Here is a 20,384-nt window from a genome sequence, read left to right on the forward strand (position 1 = left end):
GCTACACATTGCTATTCACTCAGGGAATGCATTAAGGACATAAAATTGATGATAAGGAAAACCGTTATTGCCACGCTGATCGGCCTGTCAGCGGCATCCATCAGTCAGGCAAATGACAACGTAGATATGCTCTACGAACGCCTCACGCAGCAGGATGCTGATGCATTAACCGCGTTGACGACATTAGCGCAGGACAACGACCCGCAGGCATTGAGTACTCTAGGATTCATCTATGAATACGGCATCACCGTCCCACAAAACACTACGCAAGCGCTCCAGTATTATCAGCAGGCCTGTGAAATAGGTGGCAATTTTGGCTGCTACAACGTCTGGTATTTTTATCAATACGGCAAAGGTGTGGCGCAGGATAAAGCACGCGCCAAACAGTTTGCAGACAAAATGAATCAAACCGATCTCAAAACGCCCTCTGATGTAATAGAGATAATCATCGATTATCTCTATAGCGCAAAAGCCAATGCCGATAGCGATATATCACAGCGTTCCAGATTAATTTATGCCGCCAAAAGATACCTCACCAGCGGCGATGAAGAGACACAACGTTTCTTTACCCGTATCGGATTTAGCAAACGAGATGTGCTACGGCTGGCAACATTCTGGGCAAAGGATGGCGATCCAGAAATAAATTTCTTGGTTGGTTATTTCTATAATTTTGGCTATGCCGGTATCAAAAATGAGAATATTGAAGCCCTGAAATGGTTCCGTATTGCTGCCGAAGGTGGTCACCCAGAAGCACAAAATATTCTTGGGTCGGTATACGAAAAAGGGCGCTGGGGTATTTATGCGGACGGAGCAGAAGCTGAGAAATGGTATGAACGGGCAGCAAAGCAAAGTAATGACAACGCACTGATGAATCTGGGGAAAATGTATTACGACGGCGTACTTATCAAGGGCGACTACCGTAAGGCCTATGTATTATTTGAACAGGCCTATAAAAATGACGTGACCAGTGCCAGCAGATATTTGTCCCAAATGTATTACAGCGGACAGTACGTTGATGTGGATTGTCATCAAGCAAAAAAATATGAAGAAAGTACAGATAGCCATTATTTTCGCCAATGTGAAAAAGATCAGCGCGAGAGAAAAGCAACGCGCGACGTCTTACCACTCTTAACGTTAAAACATGAGTCGAGCCCATTCGGTGGAGATAATAATCCCTATAAATGCGAGCTTAATTTCTCTATCAATACGAATAAATTAGGCGAAGTCGCCAATTTTCGCGCCACGCTGCAACTCAAAAACAGTGACGGCGCGTCAGCCGAACAGACGCTCGCTTTCCCACCTTTTGGGTTAAATAGCCTTAATGCCGGAATGATTGGAGAAAAATTTATTTTTTCCCAGAAATCGGCTCTGCTCCCACAGTACAAACCCGATTTTTGCCAGTTCAGCGATCTGGAATTTCAGGTCATCTCCGCGACCGCCACGATTAACGGCGAGGAGGTGGATGTGCTTAAAGCAGGAATATTGAAGCAACAGGAAAAGCGTTAACACTCAGGATGACTGCTTGATTCTCCATACTGATAGCCCAGAGATCTGGGCTATTTAGCCTTTCAGCGCATTCGCCAACGTGGTTACTGTTAGCTCTAACGTACAGAGAACCAATTAGACGAAAAAATCCTCTGCATATCATCCACGATGTGAATATAATATTCTATGGATAACAGAGATCGTAAAGAAAATGGAAACAAACAATAAAGAATTTATTATTCATCAGACGTTAACACAAAGCGACTATGAAAGAGGTATTAAGTCGATATCCAGCTGGAATGAAAAGAGACAGAGTTATAAGCACAGAATAATTAATTCTTTGTTAATGCTTTCATTTGTTTTATTAGTTTTGTCGTTCTTTATATTACTGGCGATCATTTTCTTATCCAGCGAACGTGAAGCCCATCCGATTATAAAATTATTCTCTTACCTTACAGCCTCACTAGCCGTACTTTCCATTTTACTTTCATTACTCACCAGAAAAATAAAAAGCTATCCGTCAGGGGTATTCCCAGCAGGGGTAAAAATAACAATAAACAATGACGGCATCTACGGAGAAACGGAAAGCTCACACAGCAGCTATAAATGGCATGCGATTTCTCACCTCAACAAAATCGATAATCATTTATTTTTAATCGTTGATAATATGATTGCTATCCCTATTTCGCTTCGTAATTTTTCTGATAAACAAGAAGCTGATTCACTTATTCTTTTTATTGAAGAAAGGATGGGTAGCCTAAAAGCGACGCCATAGCGGTGGTCTCTGCATGACTCTGTCATGTGGCTGAGTCATGTAAACAAAGCGCCAGTAAACTATGGCGTTTTCTTGTTTATGTCCCCTATTCCCTGCCCTCACATCAATCCAACCTCAGCTAGTTATCGTTCATTTTTCATGCTAAATTATACCCATATAGATATAAACGCATGGATCGCGCTAATGAAATCACTCTACTGGGTTGGCAGTAGCAAAAAGGATCTCCAGTCGCTACCTGCTGATGTGCAGGATGTGTTCGGCTACGCACTTCATGTGGCTCAGACTGGTGGTAAGCACACTCAAGCCAAGCCGCTTAAAGGTTTTGGTGGTGCAGGCGTATTAGAAGTCGTTGAGGATTATATCGGCGATACTTATCGCGCAGTCTACACCGTCAAATTTGGAGAGGCAGTATACGTTCTACATGCTTTTCAGAAAAAATCGTCATCTGGAATTGCAACACCAAAACCCGATATGAACACCATTCGTGAACGACTTAAAACCGCAGAGAACCATGCAAAAGGAGCATAACATGAGCCAGGATATTGAAGTCAGCAGCGGTAATGTGTACGCCGACCTTGGCAACGTGCATGCTGAAGATATGTTGGTCAAAGCGCAGCTTGCCACCCTGATTAGCTCAATCATCAAAAGCCGCCGTCTCACACAGGCAGAAGCAGCGAAGCTATTAGGCATGCCCCAACCCAAACTATCCAACTTATTACGTGGTCAGTTCAGGGGAATCAGCGAAACCAAAATGCTGGAATGCCTTACGAAGCTGGGACGCGATATACAGATCGTGGTAGGGAAGCCGCGCCGCACGCCGGGTAGCGTTAAAGTCGTGTTTGCGTAACGTCATCGCACAATAGGTTTGCTGCTCACATGAAAAGCGCCATCGATGAATGGCGCTTTCTCGTTAATTTCCCCTGCTCCCTACCCTCACTTCACGCCTGAATAACGCGACGGCCAAATCTCTTCCGGCCTTTTCCCCATCGCTTCGGCAATCAGCCGTTCACCTTTCGGCCAGTGTCTGGTGAGCGCATTCGCCAGCGTGGATGATGCCAGCCCCGCCGCTCTGGAAACCGCCGCCAGCGTCGTCCCTTTCTTCGGTAATCCCGCGATGATATCCGCCGGGTGCCAGTCAGTGTGATTCATTCCATTTCCCTCCACCTATCAAAAACCATTTTGATTTCCGTGTGGATAGGATCGCGTTTTGTGATGAGTAAGACCACGGACGATGAGTCACATATTTAAGGCGTTAAACGAGCATTATGATGCCTGACCGGCAACACGGTTACTCAATCGCCGCTGCGCCTTGACCACTCGCTTTTAGTACTCTCAAACCAGCATCGACTGCTGGGCGGAGATGCCCGCTATGGTGCCTTGCCATGCTGCCGTGGTGACCGAATGCATGGAAGGGTTGGCGAGGTCTCCGGCAGCGTAGATACCGGGCATGCTGGTTTCGTGACGTTCATCGACCTTGAGGGCAATGCCCAGAGGCGTATCGACCGTGGCGAGGCCCAGCGATTCATGCAGGCGTGCGGACGGCTTATTACGCGGATGTGAGAACAGGATGTCGACCGCAACAGGGGGGACAGCATCGAGCCTGACGGTGGCATTATGACTCGCGTCATGGTCAATTTCGACGATCCGGCCATCGACAACGGGAATGCCGCGGTGCGCCAGATCCGCTCGGATATCGGCTGGAATGTCATGTCCATTGGCGAAGACCGTCAAGGTGTCGGTCCAGTCGTGGTACAGCTTGGCATAGTTGTGCGACTGTGGGCCGGACCAGACAAGCCCCCAATGCCGGCCAGCGACTTCAAAGCCGTCGCAATAGGGACAGGGCACGATGCTTGAACCCCAGCCTTCGGCAAAGCCAGGAACAGTGGGAATCTGGTCGGCGACGCCATAGCTCAGTATCAGGCGGCGTGCCCTGAGGTTTTCGCCATCGCCGGTGAGGACAGAGAAATCGTCGATGACACCGGAGACGCTCTCGGCCCGGGCACTCACCAGCTTGAGCGTAGGATAGCGCGCCAGTTGCTGCCGTGCCTCGGTCAGGATATCCACCGGAGGCTTGTGATCGTGGCCGAGCACACCATGCGAGTGGTCGGCAAAGCGATTGCGCGGCAGGCCAGTATCGAGAACAGTGACCTTGCGGCGAGCACGGCCGAGCTGCAGGGCGGCAGCGAGGCCGGCAAAGCTGCCGCCGATGATGATAACGTCATTCATGGTAATGGACTCCGTGTTGTTGATGGAAAGTGCTGGGCTTGGTGGTGGAGTGGACGTGGGCGGAAGCGGTGGTGGAAAGCCCGGCCAACGTCAATAGGGAACGTCGTTTCATGGAAGTCTCCTGGTTTCGTAGGCCGGCGCGTGGAAACGTGTTTGAAGAACATGTTGAAACCTGCTCATTGGCTTGCGAATTTAAGATACTACGGGGTATCATAATTAGTAAATTAAGATACTTTCAAGTACTGGAATTAGTATGACCGAAAAAAAGCAGGGGCGGCGCGGTCGGCCCGCCAACGAGACGCTTAGCCAAACGATAGTCGACGCCGCAAGCGAACTCTTTGTGGAACTGGGTTTTCAAGCAACGACAATGGACAAGGTCGCCCAGCAGGCGAAGATATCCAAGCTAAGCATCTATCGACACTTCGATAACAAAGAGGCGCTGTTCAGCGCGGCCATCGCGTCTCACTGCCATCAATTTGCACCACAGGCGCTTATTGAAGGCGTCGGCGGTTCGGCCGAAGATCAGCTCATCGCGGTGGGATCATCCCTGCTTCGTACACTGTTGAGCCCTGACGTCCGCAGTGTCGAAGCCATGATCATGGCCGACAAGACGAATCAAAAGTCGTTAAGCAAGCTTCATTATGAAGCCGGCCCCGCTTATGTCATCGCCCAGATCGAGGCCCTGCTGCGCCAGTTGCACGCGAAGGCGGCTCTAAATGTGCCTGATCCTCTCCGGTCCGCCCGCTTGTTTGCCGCGCTTATCAAAGGCTCCGACCTTCTGACAATTGCTCGCTTCGATAAGGCGAGAGCAGAGGATGACAACGAAATCGAATCCTACTGTCGGTCGGCCGTCGCCATGTTCATCGCCGCGCACAGTAGCAACGATCACACGGGCGGATAGGCAGTTGATTGATCTGCGCAGCTTGGCCTAGGCCGTCGTCCAGGTGTTTCGTCATATTGAGCCAGCGCGCACGGCGAGCTGGCACAGATCGCTGCACCTCATCTTTCTTCCAACGATAAGAAGACACTCGCATCTATTCCATGAAAAGCACGGGCTTCAAGCGTAAGGATAATCTGGACATGTGAAAACTCGGTCCCATTGCTGAGTCCACGGCGTATGACGGGGTGCCGATAATAAGGCCAGTCCGGGGAATTATGGATATGAAGAATATGGTGCTGTGGACGCACAATCAGTTGTTAGGCCCTGAGCCTTCTGCGAGTTGGGAGTTATACCCTTGCTCAACCTACGCCAATAGACTTTACGCAATGGTACAAAAAGGGGGAGCCCAATCGGCGTCGAAAACGCCATGCGTGCTTACGGGTAACAGTGTGGGGTCGATGGTGATGAATTCCACACACCAACACCATATTGGAGACGTGCAAACCGTTGACTGCTGAGCAGTCTCGATACCATGCCGGCATTCCTTATCCAAGACATGGTATCGATGCAGCTTTTTCAGATACGTATGATGTGCACCATTAAAAACGCCATTGATGGCATAGCACACATCACTATCTGTTATTTTTTACAAAAAAAAAATCAAATGGTTGAGAGTAAAATCCTATTCCCACTCAATCGTCGCCGGTGGCTTACCCGATACGTCATAAACGACGCGGGAGATGCCGTCGACTTCGTTGATGATGCGGTTGGAGACGCGGCCCAAGAAATCGTATGGCAGGTGTGCCCAGTGCGCGGTCATAAAGTCGATGGTTTCTACCGCGCGCAGCGCGACAACCCAATCGTATTTACGGCCATCGCCCATCACGCCCACGGAGCGAACCGGCAGGAAGACGGTGAAGGCCTGACTGACTTTGTTGTACAAGTCGGCTTTGTGCAATTCTTCGATGAAGATCGCATCCGCACGACGCAGCAGGTCACAGTACTCTTTCTTCACTTCACCCAGTACGCGCACGCCCAGACCCGGGCCCGGGAACGGATGGCGGTACAGCATGTTGTACGGCAGACCCAGTTCCAGACCGATCTTACGCACTTCGTCTTTGAACAGCTCTTTCAGCGGCTCAACCAGACCCAGCTTCATCTCTTTCGGCAGGCCACCCACGTTGTGGTGTGACTTGATCACGTGCGCTTTGCCCGTCGCAGAAGCCGCAGATTCGATGACGTCTGGGTAGATGGTGCCTTGCGCCAGCCATTTCACGTCAGTTTGCTTGCTGGCTTCTTCATCGAACACTTCAACGAACACGCGACCAATGATTTTGCGCTTGGCTTCCGGCTCATCTTCACCCGCCAGCTCGCTCAGGAAGCGATTTTCCGCTGCTACGTGAACAATGTTCAGACCGAAATGATCGCCGAACATTTCCAGCACCTGATCGGCTTCGTTCAGGCGCAGCAGGCCGTTATCGACAAACACGCAGGTCAGACGATCGCCAATCGCACGGTGCAACAGCATCGCGGTAACGGAAGAATCCACGCCGCCAGACAGACCCAGAATCACGTGATCGTTGCCTACCTGCTCACGAATACGGTTCACCGCATCGTCGATGATCTTGGCTGGCGTCCACAGTGCTTCACACTGGCAGATATCAAGAACAAAACGCTCCAGCATGCGCTGACCCTGGCGGGTGTGCGTCACTTCCGGGTGGAACTGCACGCCGTAAAAACGCTTCTCTTCGTTCGCCATGATGGCAAACGGACAGGTATCGGTGCTGGCAACGGTCTCAAACCCTTCTGGGATGGCCGTCACTTTGTCGCCGTGGCTCATCCAGACATCCAGCAGCGGTGCGCCTGAGGCGCTCAACGCATCCTGAATATCACGCACCAGCGCGCTATCCGTTTTCACTTCTACCTGCGCATAACCAAACTCACGCTCGTTGGAACCTTCAACGTGGCCACCCAGTTGCATCGCCATCGTCTGCATGCCATAGCACACGCCCAGTACCGGTACGCCAGCATTGAAAACGTATTCTGGCGCACGCGGGCTGCCAAACTCGGTGGTGCTTTCCGGGCCGCCTGACAGGATGATCCCGTTCGGATTAAACCCGCGAATCTGTGCTTCCGTGACATCCCATGCCCACAGTTCACAGTAAACGCCCAGTTCACGCACGCGACGAGCAACCAGCTGCGTGTACTGCGAGCCGAAATCCAGAATAAGAATGCGGTGTTGATGAATGTTTTGAGTCATGAGGAGCATGTTCCAAAAAGCAAAAGACAAAAGCGAAAAGTAAACCCAGCTAACCGCTCCGCCTTATGTAAAGGCAGAGCGGCGCGAAATAGTACAGGGTTTATTGCGTTAAATCACCTTATGAACCCATACGGTAGTTCGGTGACTCTTTAGTAATGGTAACGTCGTGAACGTGGCTTTCCTGAATGCCCGCGCCGCTGATGCGTACAAACTCAGCCTGCGTGCGCAGTGCATCGATAGTCGCGCAACCGGTCAGACCCATGCAAGAGCGCAAGCCGCCCATCTGCTGGTGAACGATCTCTTTCAGGCGGCCTTTATAGGCTACGCGGCCTTCGATACCTTCCGGCACCAGTTTGTCGGCGGCGTTATCGGTCTGGAAATAACGGTCTGATGAACCTTTGGACATTGCGCCCAGTGAACCCATGCCGCGATAAGATTTGAATGAACGCCCCTGATACAGTTCGATTTCACCTGGGGATTCTTCCGTACCCGCCAGCATGGAACCGACCATGACACACGCCGCGCCAGCTGCGATGGCTTTAGCGATGTCGCCTGAGAAGCGGATACCGCCATCGGCGATGACCGGAATGCCCGTGCCTTCCAGCGCTTCAACCGCATCAGAGATAGCCGTAATCTGCGGTACGCCCACGCCAGTCACGATACGGGTCGTACAGATAGAGCCAGGGCCGATACCCACTTTCACTGCACTAACGCCCGCTTCAACCAGCGCTTTTGCACCTGCGCCCGTTGCCACGTTGCCGCCGATGATTTCGAGGTTCGGGTATTTCGCACGTGTTTCACGAATGCGCTGCAATACGCCTTCGGAATGGCCGTGTGAGGAGTCGATCAGCAGGACGTCAACGCCTGCGGCAACCAGCGCATCAACACGCTCTTCGTTACCCGCACCTGCGCCAACCGCCGCGCCTACGCGCAGGCGACCGTGTTCGTCTTTACACGCGTTCGGTTTACGTTCTGCTTTCTGGAAGTCTTTTACCGTGATCATGCCGATCAGGTGGAATTGGTCGTCGATCACCAGCGCTTTTTCGACGCGTTTTTCGTGCATTTTTTGCAGCACGACATCACGCGCTTCGCCTTCTTTGACGGTGACCAGACGCTCTTTTGGCGTCATGAATGCGCTAACTGGTTTTTCCAAATCGGTAACAAAACGCACGTCACGACCGGTGATGATACCAACCAGCTCGTTGTCTTTTGCCACAACTGGGTAGCCAGCGAAGCCGTTGCGCTCGGTCAGCTCTTTCATTTCACGCAGCGTCGTTTCTGGCGTCACGGTTTGTGGATCAACCACAACGCCACTTTCGTGTTTTTTCACGCGGCTAACTTCTTCAGCCTGACGCTCAATGGACATATTTTTGTGAATAAAGCCCAGACCGCCTTCCTGCGCCAGCGCAATGGCCAGACCGGATTCGGTAACGGTATCCATCGCTGCGGACAGCATAGGGATATTCAGGCGAATGTTTTTCGTCAACTGCGTGGACAGATCGGCAGTGTTAGGCAGAACAGTAGAATGAGCGGGAATCAGGAGGACGTCGTCAAACGTCAGTGCTTCTTTAGCGATACGTAGCATGGGCAATATCTCACCAAGGTGGATGTAAGAATAGATAAAATATTGCCGTGGCATTATACAGAGCGTAATCGGTTGCCTCCAGCATTATTTTACTAAAATGCTTGATTACCTTTTTCAGGTAGGTAGTATCGATCAATTAAGTGACTGTTTTAAAATTTGATCTGGCTCACAATGTCTCAATTTCCCTCCTCTGCAATTTTTACCGTTAGCCGCCTGAATCAGACGGTTAGACAACTGTTGGAAATGGAAATGGGCCAGATTTGGCTCTCCGGCGAAATCTCCAACCTATCTCAGCCCTCATCCGGCCATTGGTATTTCACGCTGAAAGACGAACGTGCGCAGGTGCGCTGTGCGATGTTCCGCACCAGCAACCGCAGAGTGACGTTCCGCCCGCAAAACGGTCAGCAAGTGCTGATTCGGGCGAGCATCACGCTATATGAACCTCGCGGCGACTATCAGCTACTAGCGGAAAGCATGCAGCCCGCTGGCGATGGCCTGCTACAGCAGCAGTTTGAACAGCTCAAGCAGCGCCTCGCTGCCGAAGGGCTGTTCGACCAGCAGTTTAAGCAGGTTCTGCCCTCTCCCGCCAAACAGGTCGGCGTGATTACGTCAGCCAGCGGTGCCGCCCTGCACGATATTTTGCAGGTGTTGCAGCGCCGCGATCCGTCGCTGCCGGTGATCGTGTATCCCACGTCGGTGCAAGGCGCGGAAGCGCCGCTACAGATTGTTCGCGCTATTGAGCTGGCTAACCAGCGGGATGAGTGTGACGTATTAATCGTCGGGCGCGGCGGCGGTTCGCTGGAAGATCTGTGGAGCTTTAATGACGAACGGGTCGCCCGCGCCATCTTCGCCAGCTGCATTCCTATCGTCAGTGCCGTCGGCCATGAGACCGATGTCACCATCGCCGATTTCGTCGGTGACCTGCGCGCACCCACGCCGTCGGCCGCTGCCGAGTTAGTGAGTCGTAACCAACTGGAGCTCTTGCGTCAGATACAGTCCCAGCGCCAGCGTCTGGAAATGGCGATGGACTATTACCTTGCCCAACGCAATCGGGAATTTACCCGTCTGCACCACCGTTTACAGCAGCAGCATCCGCAGCTGCGACTGGCGCGTCAGCAGGCACAGCTGGTTAAACTGCGTCAGCGGTTGGATGACGCCATGCAGCAGCAGCTTCGGCAGACCTCACGCCGAAGTGAACGCTTACAACAGCGCCTGATGCAACAGCAGCCGCAAACCCGCATTCATCGTGCGCAGCAGCGTTTACAGCAGTTGAGCTATCAGATGCAAAGCGCAGTAGAACGTCAGTTGAATCAGAACAAGCAAAAGCTAGGCATCGCCTGTTCGCGACTGGAAGGCGTTAGCCCACTGGCGACGCTGGCGCGTGGCTATAACGTCACCACCGCCCCAGATGGTAAAGTGCTGAAAAACGTCGCGCAAATTTCCCCTGGCGAAACGCTGAAAACCCGTTTGCAGGACGGCTGGGTAGAAAGCCAGGTCACGACACTGGCTCCGAATCAAAATTCCGCGAAAAAGCGGCGAAAATCCTCATCCCCGACGCAAAAATAACGCGATCGGCATAAAATGCGCGAATGGGGATTTGTCCGAAAACAACGGCGATCCCCCATTCTTACCCCCGGCATCTGAACTATACTCATTCCCTGCTCACTAATTTATATTCACCGTTTTCACCGCACGGGTTATCAGCCTCTGCGCGGTGACGCGGATGGGATAAAAAGGCAGTGAGCTTTGTTGATCGTCTGTGTTACCCCTGATGAGCGTTTTCAAGGAGATGAGGTATGAAGTCCAGACCGATTTGTAGCGTGATCCCCCCTTACATTTTGCATCGCATTATTGCAAACGGCACAGACGAGCAGCGCCACTGCGCGCAACAAACGCTGATGCACGTTCAGTCATTAATGGTCAGCCATAATCCACGCCCGGAACCCCATGAGAAATTAGCCGCGGGGCAGGCAAATCGCAACATTCACGATGCTGAACAGCAACAGCTGCTGCCCGGCAAGCTGGTGCGCGCTGAAGGCCAACCCAGCAACGGTGATATCGCCGTCGATGAGGCCTATAACTATCTGGGCGTCACTTACGATTTCTTCTGGAAAATTTTCCAACGTAACTCGCTGGATGCCGAGGGACTGCCGCTGGCTGGCACCGTACATTACGGTCAGGATTACCAGAATGCTTTCTGGAACGGGCAGCAGATGGTGTTTGGAGATGGCGACGGCAAAATCTTTAATCGCTTCACGATTGCGCTTGATGTGGTCGCGCACGAACTCACGCACGGCATCACCGAAAACGAAGCGGGGCTGATCTATTTCCGCCAGTCCGGTGCGCTAAATGAATCGCTGTCCGATGTCTTTGGTTCCATGGTCAAGCAGTATCATTTGGGGCAAACCGCCGAGCAGGCCGATTGGCTTATCGGTGACAAGCTTCTGGCCGATGGTATTCACGGCATGGGGCTGCGATCGATGTCTCATCCGGGTACCGCGTATGACGATGAGCTACTCGGTATCGACCCCCAGCCCTCTCACATGAGTGAGTATGTGAACACGCGTGAAGACAACGGCGGTGTGCACCTGAATTCAGGCATTCCCAACCGGGCATTCTATCTAACAGCCATTGCACTGGGCGGCCATTCCTGGGAAAAAGCGGGTCGCATCTGGTACGACACGCTGTGTGATAAAGCACTGCCGCAAAATGCGGATTTCGAAATTTTCGCGCGCCACACCATTCAACATGCCGCTCAACGTTTTAACCACACCGTTGCAGATATCGTCATGCAGTCGTGGGAAACGGTAGGTGTGGAGGTACGGCAGGAGTTCTTATGAAAACGCTGCCAGAGCTCAACAACGATGCCATCATTGAGCTAGCGCGTGAAGGGGGATTCGCTTTTATCCCCAAGCTGGCGGGGCCGCGACGCTTCGCGCTCGCCAGCGTACCGCCATCCGAACGGGAGCGGATTTGTAACGCGATCCGTAATGCCGCTCCTCAGGCTCGCGAACCCGGCGAACCCGATGGCTCAGGGCGCGGCGACCAGTTTTATTACCGCATCCACATCAGCTACTGCCAACCGCAGCAGAACCAACACACCGATGTCATTCTGCTGATCCCCGAAGACCGCGCGCCACCGGAGCTGGCCGAGCTGTGGCGCAACGGCGTACAGGAGTAACTATTGATTAAGTAATAATGGATTTAATCGGCAAGCGCGTAGCTGAACACGACTTGCCGTTTGGAAATCATCCCGTGCTGCTGGCAGAAGTAATCCACCGCACCGCAGGCTTTCAGTTCCTGAAGCGAGTGCTTACATTCAGGGCACGCAGCCTCACGCAGATAATCCTGCAGGCAGGTAGTACACTGAAACCGCGTACCGCTTTTCCAGGCCAGAGGATGGCCACAGCTCGGACAATTTGCTTCCATGTTTATCCTCTCGTTTCACCACGTTCAGGCAGCACATTTCTGTCCAATTCCGGCAGCATAACCACGCTCTCCTGATCGTTGGCATCAGTACGGGAAATCACCAACACGGCGACATCGTCACTGGGATTATAGGGCAAATGCGGGACATTCTCAGGAATATAGAGGAAATTGCCTTCGGGCAATTCAATCCAGTTTTCAAGCTGTTCCCCGTAATACATGCAGGAAATGCCGCTCAGCGCGTAAATTGCCGTTTCGTGGTGCTCGTGCTTATGCGCTTTTCCCTGCGAACGCGGTGGAATCCACGCTAACTGCATATGAAGATGTTGAGCCCCCACCGTCTCGCGTGAAATCCCAACCGAATAAACCAAGCCTTGTTTGCCCTGATACTGGGCCTGCGGGGCAATCCGCTGGCAATATACGTCCCGCTCAGAATGCTTTGTTTTCATCACTGCGCCTCAGGAAGAAGACTGTCCAAGAGTACGCTATCAAATTCCTGTTCTGTCAGCCAAAAGACAAGACGTAAGACTCTGTCACTTACTGCAACAGGAGCCACCAGCGCTGAAACACATCAGGAAACATGATGAAACTCGCTGACTTTGGCTTGATTATAAAAGATCGTCACCATGAATACTCTCGAACAAAGCGCTCTCCACGCCCGCGCTAAATCACGCCCAGTGAACGTAAAAAGTAGAGCCCCAGCGCAATCATAAAGAAGGCCCCTACCGTGGTCAGCCCAATGATATTAGCCGCAAGCGTCGCGTTTCCACCCATCGCCCGCGTCATCGCATAGCTACCTGCTGCAGTTGGCGTTGAAGAAAACAGAAAAATGATTCCCAGCTCAACACCGCGGAAGCCAACAAGCCATCCGCCCAACGTGAGTAACCCAGGCACAACGAATACCTTCGCCACAGAAGAAAGCACGGCAACATTGGACGAACGAAACATACTACGCCACTCCAGACTGGCACCCGCACAGAGTAACGCCAGCGGCAGCGCCATGGAGGAAATAAAACCGCCCGTTTGTTTAATCACGCCCGGCATCGGTAGTTGGCTTTGCCCATAGGCAGCCCCCAGAAGTAGGCCAATAATCAGCGGGTTGGTCACAATACCCCGCAGCAGTTGGCTTACCGGAATCTTCTGTTCGGGCGATTGCCGCTGCAAGCTGCGCGTCAGCGTAATGACAGACAGCGCGTTAAACATAATGACCGTCACCATCAAATACAACGAGCCGATAGCAATGCCTTCATCGCCATAGGCACTCATGGCAAAAGCCAGACCCATTACGCCAGTATTCGACCGGAACCCGCCTTGTACAAAGATTCCACGTTCTTTCGGATCCTTAACTAGCCTCGTCGCCGCAAGTTCCAGAAGCAGAAATGTTGCCAATGTTCCGACTGTGCCATACACCACCAGCGGCCACTGGCTCACAAAAGACTGTTGATTACTGGCAACACTAAAAAACAGTAGACAGGGAAGAGAAACGTTGAACACCACCCGCATTGCCGTATCACAAAACGCATCATTTAGCAGATTGAGTTTGCGTAACGCGATCCCCATAAACAACATCAATAAATTGGGCATCGTGACGTTAAACGCAAAACTCCAGGTTTCCCAGGACATGACTTTCCTTGATGAGTATTTGTTTTGTTAAAATGGTCGTTTTATTAAAAATGGTTCGTTTTGTTAACGACAGCTCGTTTCGTCTCTAACAAAACGGGGCGAATATCGCTATTCGCCCCGTAAATAAATCACTTACTTTTTTTAAGATGCGACATCAAACGCTTACGCTTGCGTAGCTGGTTTGGTGTCAGCGTGTTGCGCTTGTCCGCAAAGGGGTTTTCCCCTTCTTTAAATTGAATACGAATCGGCGTACCCATCACTTCCAGCGAACGGCGATAGTAGTTCATCAGGTAGCGCTTGTAGGAATCCGGCAGGTCTTTCACCTGATTCCCGTGGATCACCACGATCGGCGGGTTATAACCACCGGCGTGCGCATATTTCAGTTTCACGCGGCGACCGCGCACCAGCGGCGGCTGGTGATCGTCTGATGCCATTTGCATGATACGGGTCAACATGGCCGTACTGACGCGACGAGTGGCGCAAGAATAGGCTTCGGTTACCGACTCAAACAGGTTGCCCACGCCGCTACCGTGTAGCGCAGAAATAAAGTGAATACGGGCGAAATCGATAAAGCCGAGACGCAGATCCAGCGTCTCCTTCACCTGTTCACGCACTTCCTGCGACAGGCCATCCCACTTGTTCACCACGATCACCAGTGAGCGCCCACTATTGAGGATAAAGCCCAACAGCGAGAGATCCTGATCGGAAATGCCTTCGCGCGCATCAATAACCAGCAGGACTACGTTGGCATCTTCAATCGCCTGCAATGTCTTGATGACAGAGAATTTTTCTACCGTTTCCGTCACTTTTCCGCGCTTACGCACCCCGGCGGTATCAATCAGAACGTATTCACGTTCGTCGCGCACCATAGGGATGTAGATACTGTCACGCGTCGTGCCGGGCATGTCGAACACCACCACACGCTCTTCACCCAGAATACGGTTCGTCAGCGTGGATTTACCTACGTTCGGACGCCCGACAATCGCCAGTTTGATCGGCAAATCTTCAGGATTGAAATCGTCTTCTGCTTCTTCTTCGCTGGCCTGCTCTTCTGCTTCTAACGCTGCCCAATAAGCCGCGTTCTCTTCTTCTTCGGTTAGCTCGACCGGCTCTTCTATTTCATCCTGTACAAACGGCAGCAGAACCGTTTCCAGCAGCGACGTTACGCCACGGCCGTGAGACGCCGCGATCGCGTACACTTCGCCCATTCCGAGCGAGTAGAAATCCGCCGTGACCATATCCGGGTCAAGGCCATCGGTTTTGTTAGCGACCAGCACGGTTGTCTTTTCACGGCTGCGCAGATGCTTAGCAATGCCTTCATCCGCAGGCATCAACCCTGCGCGTGCATCCACCATGAACAGCACGATATCCGCTTCTTCAATCGCGACCAGCGATTGACCCGCCATGCGCGTTTCCACGCCGTCTTCGGTGCCATCGATACCACCGGTATCGACGATAATAAATTCATGCCCTTCCACTTCAGCACGACCATACTTGCGGTCACGAGTCAGCCCAGGGAAATCCGCCACTAATGCATCACGAGTGCGCGTTAAGCGGTTAAATAGCGTGGATTTCCCCACATTCGGGCGCCCGACCAGCGCGACGACAGGTATCATTGTTACAACCTCATTACTTATATTTCAATACGTTACAGCGAAATACTCGCTGACGATAAAAAGACGAAACGGCCCCTGATAATGTCAGGAGCCGTTATACGAGCACACCCAAAACGCTGTGCTCCAAATTGATACGGGTTACTTAGCGAGTGAACGCGTAGACATCACCGTTTTTCGCCTGAATCAGCAGCTTGTCGCTGGCAACCACAGGCTTGCTCAGGAAGCCGGAGCTATCCACTTTTTGCTGCGCCACGAAGCGGCCATCTGCCGTATTCAGCCAGTGCAGATACCCTTCGGTATCGCCGACAACCAGATAACCATTATACAGCGCCGGAGCCGTTAAGTTACGGTGCAGCAGATCGCTTTGACGCCACAGGCTCACACCGCCGTTGGTATTCAATGCAACAACGCGATCGTCCTGATCGACCAGATAGATGCGGTCACCGTCAATAATGAAATCATGCACTGAACCCAGTTCACGCTTCCACAGAACCTGACCAGAACGCAGATCCAGCGCGGTCATGTTGCCATTGTAACCCAGCGCATAAACCACTTCGCCCGCGACCACTGGCGTGGTGTCGACGTCGTTCAGACGATCGATTTCAGTTGCACCACTCGGCTGTGAAATACGCTGTTGCCAAATGAGCTGGCCCTGATTGATCATCACGGCGTTCACACGACCGTTATCACCACCCACAATCGCCGCACCAAATGCGGTTGTCGGGGCAGATTCACCGCGCAGAGACAGCGTCGGCATATCCAGATTGACGCTCCACTTAATTGCGCCATCGGCTTCATTCAATGCCTGCAGCATACCGTTGCTGGTGTGAATCAGCACCACGCCGTCGCTGACGACAGGGCGAGACAGCGCTTCGCCAGCCACTTTGGTCTGCCATACTGGCGTACCATCTTCCGCATTCAGCGCATAGACCTGCGCCCTTTCGCTGCCGACATAGACATGGTTACCAGAAACCGTTACACCGCCGGACAGCAGCGCCGGGTTATTGCGGGAGAAGAAATTGGTCTTCTCTGACAGATCCGCGCGCCAAATCTCTTTGCCGTCACTCAGATCCATCGCTTTCACAGTGCCACGACGATCGGCCGCAAAAACGCGATTATCCTGCCATGCGGGGTGAAGATTGGAATAAAACTCACCAATCCCGCTCCCAACCGAGCTGTTCCACACCTTGGTTGGCGTGAACTGGTTTTCCACCTGCGGCAGTGGAGACATAGTGACAACATCTTCTTCGCTGTTAAACAGCGAGCATCCGCTCAGCAGGGCAACAGAAACCAGTCCTACCAAAAGTGTTTTACGCAATTGCATGGAATTCCTCTTAGCTGGACAGGTTATTCAGTTTCATACGCAGTAACGCTTGCTGTGCCTGCGATGGATTGGAAGACAACCCTTTGTTGTAGGCATCACGCGCAGCCTGATTATCCCCTTTGCTCACCAGAATATCACCACGCACTTCCGCAGCCTGTGATGCCCAGCCTTCCAGCTTGATGGCATCCAACGTTTTCAGCGCGTCATCCGCTTTATTTTCCTGTAGCTGAACCCGCGCCAGACGCAGATTCACCACGGCCAGCAGGTCGGCATCTTTAGTCTGCGATTGCGCCTGTACCAGCTGCTGCGCTGCTTTAGCAAAATCTTTCTGATCAACGTAATGACGAGCAAGTTCCAGAGAAGCCAGCGCGCCATAGGTATTCTTATTCTCAGCCGTAAATTTCTCGGTTGCCGCAATCGCGTCGGCTTTGCCTTCGGCCAATTGCTCCGTCACCTGCTGATAAGATGAAGATGCCGCCATTACGCTGTCATTTTGGTGGCTTTGCCAGAAACGCCAGCCAACCAGTGCACCGACGCCTAGCACAACACCGACAACTAACGCCTTTCCGTTCTCCGCGAGGAAACGACGTAGTGCATCAACCTGTTCATTCTCTGTGGTATAGACTTCCACGGTGTCTCTCTCCTCAATCCAGTAACGTTGCCAGCCGCGATGCGACGTCGGCCTGTGCCAATGTATCCTGCTCGCCATTGCTCAGGTTTTTAACCACAACCTGACCGGCCGCCACTTCATTTTCGCCTAATACCAATGCGACGCGTGCGCCCCATTTATCAGCACGAGCGAATTGCTTCTTAAAGTTGCCACCACCGTAGTTGGTCATCAGTTTCAACTGCGGCAGCGCGTCACGTAATTTCTCCGCCAGCTGCATTGCCGCAACCTGCGTTCCCGCACCGGAAGAAATCAGATAAACATCCACGCTCGGCTGTGCTTTGAAATCCGGGTTCACAGACTGCACCAGCAGCACCAGACGCTCCAGACCCATTGCAAAACCAACCGCCGGCGTCGCGTGCCCGCCCAGCTGTTCCACCATACCATCATAACGCCCACCGGCACAGACCGTGCCCTGCGCGCCCAGACTGGTGGTCACCCACTCAAATACGGTGCGGTTATAGTAATCCAAACCACGAACCAGACGCGGATTAACGGTATATGGGATGCCGGACTGCGTTAAAAGTTCACCCAGTGCCTCAAAGTGTGCACGTGATTCATCATCCAGGTAGTCCGTCAGCACTGGCGCGTCGTTCAGCAACACTTGAATCTGCGGATTTTTCGTATCCAGAACGCGCAGCGGGTTGGTATACATCCGGCGCAGGCAGTCTTCATCCAGCTGATCTTTATGCTGTTCGAGGAACGCCACCAGCGCTTCGCGATAGCGGGCGCGCGCGTCTAACGAACCAATCGAGTTCAGTTCCAGCTTCACATGATCGGCGATGCCCAACACACGCCACCAGCGGGCTGTCATCAGGATCAGTTCGGCATCAATATCCGGCCCTTGCAGACCAAACACTTCACAGCCCAACTGATGGAACTGGCGATAGCGCCCTTTCTGCGGACGCTCGTAGCGGAACATCGGGCCGACATACCACAGTCGCTGTTCCTGATTATAGAGAATACCGTGCTCAATACCGGCGCGGACGCAGCCAGCCGTCCCTTCCGGGCGCAGAGTCAGGCTATCGCCATTGCGATCGTCAAAGGTATACATCTCTTTTTCGACGACATCGGTCACTTCACCGATAGCGCGCTTAAACAGCGGCGTTTGCTCAACAATCGGCAAACGAATTTCATTATAGCCGTAGCCGCTGAGCACCTGTTTCAGGCTGTTTTCAATACGCTGCCACAATGCCGTTTCGGCTGGCAGGTAATCGTTCATGCCACGGATGGCTTGAATATTTTTTGCCACGTCAGTTCTCTATGCGTTTTTCAAAAAATAAACCCGATTATAGAGGGATTGTCGTCGCATCTTCAATGCGGGGCATCCCCATCGGGTTCAGGAATCGTGAATTAGGCGGGTGACGGCAGGCCGTCACGCCGTCAGAGTTACTTATCTACCAGATTGACGGTAATGCGCTGATTTTCGTCCATCATGGAGGCTTTCGCGCGGATCTTGGCTTCTAACTGATCGATCATCTGTTCGTTATCGAAGCGCTCTCTCTGCCGCACGCCGTCTTCATAGAAGCCGCTCTTGTTGTGTCCACCCGTAACACCAATGGTGGACACCAGTGCTTCACCCGGACCATTCACCACGCAACCGATAATCGAGACATCCATCGGCGTGATGAGATCTTCCAGTCGTTGTTCCAGCGCGTTCACCGTACCGATCACGTCAAATTCCTGACGGGAGCAGGTCGGGCAAGCAATAAAGTTGATTCCGCGCGCACGAATGCGCAGTGATTTCAGGATATCGAAGCCAACTTTCACTTCTTCAACCGGATCGGCCGCCAGCGAGATACGCAATGTGTCGCCAATACCTTCAGACAATAACAATCCGAGGCCAATAGCCGATTTCACCGCGCCGCTACGTGCGCCACCCGCTTCGGTGATACCAAGGTGCAGCGGCTGATCGATACGCGCTGCCAGCAGACGATAGGATTGCACGGCCAGGAAGACATCCGAGGCTTTAACGCTGACTTTAAACTGATCGAAGTTCAAGCGGTCGAGAATATCGACATGGCGCATCGCTGATTCCAGCAGCGCTTCCGGCGTTGGCTCACCGTATTTTTCCTGCAAATCTTTTTCCAGCGAACCGCCGTTAACGCCAATGCGGATCGGGATATTGTTGTAACGCGCGCAGTCGACAACCGAGCGAATACGCTCTTCGTTGCCAATATTGCCGGGATTGATACGCAGACAGTCGACGCCGTACTCCGCAACTTTCAGCGCGATACGGTAGTCAAAGTGGATGTCGGCGACGAGCGGGACATTCACCTGCTGTTTGATAAGCTTAAAAGCTTCCGCCGCGTCCATGGTTGGTACGGAAACGCGGACGATATCGACGCCAACGCGTTCCAGCGCTCTGATTTGGTTGACGGTTGCTTCAACGTCGGTGGTTCGGGTGTTGGTCATGGATTGCACCGCAATCGGCGCACCATCACCAACAGGCACCTTGCCGACGTAAATTCGTGTTGATTTTCGACGGGTTATGGGTGCAGCGTTATGCATTACTTC

At 52.6% G+C, this 20,384-nt stretch carries 20 protein-coding genes; 8 read left to right on the forward strand and 12 right to left on the reverse strand.

Annotated elements, in window-relative coordinates:
• Window positions 1-48 precede the first annotated feature (48 nt).
• The 4 genes from Q3A88_RS09920 to Q3A88_RS09935 all read left to right on the forward strand — a co-directional run bounded on the left by Q3A88_RS09920 (window position 49) and on the right by Q3A88_RS09935 (window position 3,107).
• On the forward strand, window positions 49-1,506 hold the full coding sequence (locus tag Q3A88_RS09920) for a tetratricopeptide repeat protein (protein WP_317177829.1): 1,458 nt from the start codon (window positions 49-51) through the stop codon (window positions 1,504-1,506).
• A 190-nt stretch (window positions 1,507-1,696) separates the two neighbouring features.
• Complete coding sequence (locus Q3A88_RS09925) at window positions 1,697-2,260, forward strand: YcxB family protein (protein WP_317177830.1); 564 nt, start codon at window positions 1,697-1,699, stop codon at window positions 2,258-2,260.
• A 183-nt stretch (window positions 2,261-2,443) separates the two neighbouring features.
• Complete coding sequence (locus tag Q3A88_RS09930; RefSeq protein WP_010279985.1) at window positions 2,444-2,788, forward strand: type II toxin-antitoxin system RelE/ParE family toxin; 345 nt, start codon at window positions 2,444-2,446, stop codon at window positions 2,786-2,788.
• Between the two features lies 1 nt (window position 2,789).
• Window positions 2,790-3,107, forward strand: a complete 318-nt coding sequence (locus Q3A88_RS09935; protein WP_014916192.1) for a helix-turn-helix domain-containing protein — start codon at window positions 2,790-2,792, stop codon at window positions 3,105-3,107.
• Between the two features lie 86 nt (window positions 3,108-3,193).
• Here Q3A88_RS09935 and Q3A88_RS09940 read toward each other — a convergent pair whose 3' ends face one another.
• Complete coding sequence (locus Q3A88_RS09940) at window positions 3,194-3,409, reverse strand: helix-turn-helix transcriptional regulator (protein ID WP_317177831.1); 216 nt, start codon at window positions 3,407-3,409, stop codon at window positions 3,194-3,196.
• Window positions 3,410-3,592: 183 nt separating this feature from the next.
• Window positions 3,593-4,486 carry an NAD(P)/FAD-dependent oxidoreductase gene (locus Q3A88_RS09945; RefSeq protein WP_317177832.1) on the reverse strand — a complete coding sequence of 298 codons (894 nt, stop codon included), beginning with the start codon at window positions 4,484-4,486 and terminating at the stop codon, window positions 3,593-3,595.
• Window positions 4,487-4,739: 253 nt separating this feature from the next.
• Between Q3A88_RS09945 and Q3A88_RS09950 the strand changes: the two genes are divergently transcribed.
• Complete coding sequence (locus Q3A88_RS09950) at window positions 4,740-5,387, forward strand: TetR/AcrR family transcriptional regulator (RefSeq protein WP_317177833.1); 648 nt, start codon at window positions 4,740-4,742, stop codon at window positions 5,385-5,387.
• Between the two features lie 661 nt (window positions 5,388-6,048).
• Here Q3A88_RS09950 and guaA read toward each other — a convergent pair.
• Window positions 6,049-7,626, reverse strand: a complete 1,578-nt coding sequence (gene guaA, locus Q3A88_RS09955) for a glutamine-hydrolyzing GMP synthase (RefSeq protein ID WP_110162085.1) — start codon at window positions 7,624-7,626, stop codon at window positions 6,049-6,051.
• 118 nt (window positions 7,627-7,744) lie between these two features.
• Window positions 7,745-9,211 (reverse strand): IMP dehydrogenase, encoded by a 1,467-nt coding sequence (gene guaB, locus Q3A88_RS09960; RefSeq protein WP_146207442.1) that lies wholly within the window; start codon window positions 9,209-9,211, stop codon window positions 7,745-7,747.
• A gap of 171 nt (window positions 9,212-9,382) precedes the next feature.
• On the opposite strand from guaB, the gene xseA reads away from it, so the two are divergent.
• The 3 genes from xseA (at window position 9,383) to Q3A88_RS09975 (ending at window position 12,392) form a co-directional block, all read left to right on the forward strand.
• Window positions 9,383-10,777: an exodeoxyribonuclease VII large subunit gene (gene xseA / locus Q3A88_RS09965; RefSeq protein WP_110162083.1), complete on the forward strand. Its 1,395-nt coding sequence runs from the start codon at window positions 9,383-9,385 to the stop codon at window positions 10,775-10,777.
• Between the two features lie 230 nt (window positions 10,778-11,007).
• Entirely contained in the window at window positions 11,008-12,051 is a 1,044-nt protein-coding gene (locus Q3A88_RS09970; RefSeq protein WP_039520563.1) for a M4 family metallopeptidase, read from the forward strand.
• Window positions 12,048-12,392, forward strand: a complete 345-nt coding sequence (locus Q3A88_RS09975; protein WP_317177834.1) for a protealysin inhibitor emfourin — start codon at window positions 12,048-12,050, stop codon at window positions 12,390-12,392. The genes Q3A88_RS09970 and Q3A88_RS09975 overlap by 4 nt, the downstream gene beginning before the upstream one ends.
• 23 nt (window positions 12,393-12,415) lie before the next feature.
• Here Q3A88_RS09975 and Q3A88_RS09980 read toward each other — a convergent pair whose 3' ends face one another.
• From Q3A88_RS09980 to ispG, 8 genes are all read right to left on the reverse strand, one after another.
• Window positions 12,416-12,640 (reverse strand): zinc ribbon domain-containing protein, encoded by a 225-nt coding sequence (locus Q3A88_RS09980; protein ID WP_233990158.1) that lies wholly within the window; start codon window positions 12,638-12,640, stop codon window positions 12,416-12,418.
• A gap of 2 nt (window positions 12,641-12,642) precedes the next feature.
• Window positions 12,643-13,086, reverse strand: coding sequence for a cupin domain-containing protein (locus tag Q3A88_RS09985; RefSeq protein WP_014916202.1), 444 nt, complete (start codon window positions 13,084-13,086; stop codon window positions 12,643-12,645).
• 214 nt (window positions 13,087-13,300) lie between these two features.
• On the reverse strand, window positions 13,301-14,260 hold the full coding sequence (locus tag Q3A88_RS09990; RefSeq protein ID WP_039557748.1) for an AEC family transporter: 960 nt from the start codon (window positions 14,258-14,260) through the stop codon (window positions 13,301-13,303).
• Window positions 14,261-14,388: 128 nt separating this feature from the next.
• Window positions 14,389-15,876 (reverse strand): ribosome biogenesis GTPase Der, encoded by a 1,488-nt coding sequence (der, locus tag Q3A88_RS09995; RefSeq protein ID WP_014916204.1) that lies wholly within the window; start codon window positions 15,874-15,876, stop codon window positions 14,389-14,391.
• Between the two features lie 142 nt (window positions 15,877-16,018).
• Window positions 16,019-17,200: an outer membrane protein assembly factor BamB gene (bamB, locus tag Q3A88_RS10000; RefSeq protein ID WP_010280044.1), complete on the reverse strand. Its 1,182-nt coding sequence runs from the start codon at window positions 17,198-17,200 to the stop codon at window positions 16,019-16,021.
• Between the two features lie 10 nt (window positions 17,201-17,210).
• Window positions 17,211-17,831, reverse strand: coding sequence for a YfgM family protein (locus tag Q3A88_RS10005; RefSeq protein WP_014916205.1), 621 nt, complete (start codon window positions 17,829-17,831; stop codon window positions 17,211-17,213).
• 13 nt (window positions 17,832-17,844) lie between these two features.
• The gene (gene hisS / locus Q3A88_RS10010; protein ID WP_039551390.1) at window positions 17,845-19,119 is read right to left on the reverse strand and encodes a histidine--tRNA ligase; all 1,275 of its coding nucleotides are present in this window, start codon (window positions 19,117-19,119) and stop codon (window positions 17,845-17,847) included.
• A gap of 137 nt (window positions 19,120-19,256) precedes the next feature.
• Window positions 19,257-20,378 carry a flavodoxin-dependent (E)-4-hydroxy-3-methylbut-2-enyl-diphosphate synthase gene (gene ispG, locus Q3A88_RS10015; RefSeq protein WP_039274788.1) on the reverse strand — a complete coding sequence of 374 codons (1,122 nt, stop codon included), beginning with the start codon at window positions 20,376-20,378 and terminating at the stop codon, window positions 19,257-19,259.
• Window positions 20,379-20,384: the final 6 nt, after the last annotated feature.

This window comes from Pectobacterium sp. HCp5_1 (assembly GCF_032905925.1).
In the GTDB taxonomy this organism is placed as follows: domain Bacteria; phylum Pseudomonadota; class Gammaproteobacteria; order Enterobacterales; family Enterobacteriaceae; genus Pectobacterium; species Pectobacterium brasiliense_A.

What these genes read in the sequence shown, in the direction of transcription:
- Q3A88_RS09920 (WP_317177829.1), top strand. Translation starts at nt 49, where the DNA reads ATGATAAGGAAAACCGTTATTGCCACGCTGATCGGCCTGTCAGCGGCA.
- Q3A88_RS09925 (WP_317177830.1), top strand. Translation starts at nt 1,697, where the DNA reads ATGGAAACAAACAATAAAGAATTTATTATTCATCAGACGTTAACACAA.
- Q3A88_RS09930 (WP_010279985.1), top strand. Translation starts at nt 2,444, where the DNA reads ATGAAATCACTCTACTGGGTTGGCAGTAGCAAAAAGGATCTCCAGTCG.
- Q3A88_RS09935 (WP_014916192.1), top strand. Translation starts at nt 2,790, where the DNA reads ATGAGCCAGGATATTGAAGTCAGCAGCGGTAATGTGTACGCCGACCTT.
- Q3A88_RS09940 (WP_317177831.1), bottom strand. Translation starts at nt 3,409, where the DNA reads ATGAATCACACTGACTGGCACCCGGCGGATATCATCGCGGGATTACCG.
- Q3A88_RS09945 (WP_317177832.1), bottom strand. Translation starts at nt 4,486, where the DNA reads ATGAATGACGTTATCATCATCGGCGGCAGCTTTGCCGGCCTCGCTGCC.
- Q3A88_RS09950 (WP_317177833.1), top strand. Translation starts at nt 4,740, where the DNA reads ATGACCGAAAAAAAGCAGGGGCGGCGCGGTCGGCCCGCCAACGAGACG.
- guaA (WP_110162085.1), bottom strand. Translation starts at nt 7,626, where the DNA reads ATGACTCAAAACATTCATCAACACCGCATTCTTATTCTGGATTTCGGC.
- guaB (WP_146207442.1), bottom strand. Translation starts at nt 9,211, where the DNA reads ATGCTACGTATCGCTAAAGAAGCACTGACGTTTGACGACGTCCTCCTG.
- xseA (WP_110162083.1), top strand. Translation starts at nt 9,383, where the DNA reads ATGTCTCAATTTCCCTCCTCTGCAATTTTTACCGTTAGCCGCCTGAAT.
- Q3A88_RS09970 (WP_039520563.1), top strand. Translation starts at nt 11,008, where the DNA reads ATGAAGTCCAGACCGATTTGTAGCGTGATCCCCCCTTACATTTTGCAT.
- Q3A88_RS09975 (WP_317177834.1), top strand. Translation starts at nt 12,048, where the DNA reads ATGAAAACGCTGCCAGAGCTCAACAACGATGCCATCATTGAGCTAGCG.
- Q3A88_RS09980 (WP_233990158.1), bottom strand. Translation starts at nt 12,640, where the DNA reads ATGGAAGCAAATTGTCCGAGCTGTGGCCATCCTCTGGCCTGGAAAAGC.
- Q3A88_RS09985 (WP_014916202.1), bottom strand. Translation starts at nt 13,086, where the DNA reads ATGAAAACAAAGCATTCTGAGCGGGACGTATATTGCCAGCGGATTGCC.
- Q3A88_RS09990 (WP_039557748.1), bottom strand. Translation starts at nt 14,260, where the DNA reads ATGTCCTGGGAAACCTGGAGTTTTGCGTTTAACGTCACGATGCCCAAT.
- der (WP_014916204.1), bottom strand. Translation starts at nt 15,876, where the DNA reads ATGATACCTGTCGTCGCGCTGGTCGGGCGCCCGAATGTGGGGAAATCC.
- bamB (WP_010280044.1), bottom strand. Translation starts at nt 17,200, where the DNA reads ATGCAATTGCGTAAAACACTTTTGGTAGGACTGGTTTCTGTTGCCCTG.
- ispG (WP_039274788.1), bottom strand. Translation starts at nt 20,378, where the DNA reads ATGCATAACGCTGCACCCATAACCCGTCGAAAATCAACACGAATTTAC.